The 633-nt window shown below is 59.2% G+C and carries 1 protein-coding gene; it reads right to left on the bottom strand.

The window, feature by feature from the left end; genetic code table 11:
* The coding region (locus AACY45_RS27400; protein WP_339548585.1) for a peroxidase family protein at window positions 1-571 on the bottom strand (571 nt) is incomplete at its 3' end.
* Window positions 572-633: the final 62 nt, after the last annotated feature.

Genomic DNA, 633 nt, shown 5'->3' with positions numbered 1-633 from the left:
GATCGGCCAACATCTTGGTTTCAGGTCCCCAATAGGTTTTATCCGCTTCCCATTCGTCGCGGCGTCCAAAGGCAAAGCCGAGCGTCTTGAAGCCCATCTGCTCCAAGGCGACGTTGCCCGTCAGCTCCATGAGGTCCGACCAACTGATCTTTGAGCCGTACTTCTGCTTGACCGGCCATAGCAGGCGACGAGCCTTGTCGAGATTGACGTTATCCGGCCAGCTGTTCAGCGGTTCGAACCGCTGCTGCGCGCCGCCAGCGCCGCCTCGGCCATCAGCCTGCCGGTACGTTCCCGCACTATGCCAGGCCATCCGGATGAAGAACGGCCCATAGTTTCCGTAATCGGACGGCCACCATGGCTGCGAGGTGGTCAGGACCGTAGCGATATCCTGTTTCAGCGCAGCAACATCGAGAGTTTCGACCTGCCGGCGATAATCATAGTCTGATCCCATTGGGTTTGATTTTGGCGACTCCTGTCGAAGCGGACTCAAATCAAGCAAATCGGGGAACCACTGCTGGTTGGTCTTGCCCTCGACCTGTGCCGACGCCGGACTTGACGCGGCAAACGGCAGGGCCGCGGCCGAGAGCAGGAATGCGGTGATCAAACGAGCTCTTGGCATGTGCAAGTCTCCGG

The organism is Pseudomonas sp. RA_35y_Pfl2_P32, assembly GCF_963970735.1.
Lineage (GTDB): Bacteria > Pseudomonadota > Gammaproteobacteria > Pseudomonadales > Pseudomonadaceae > Aquipseudomonas.
This window is presented reverse-complemented; position numbering and strand designations above follow the sequence as displayed.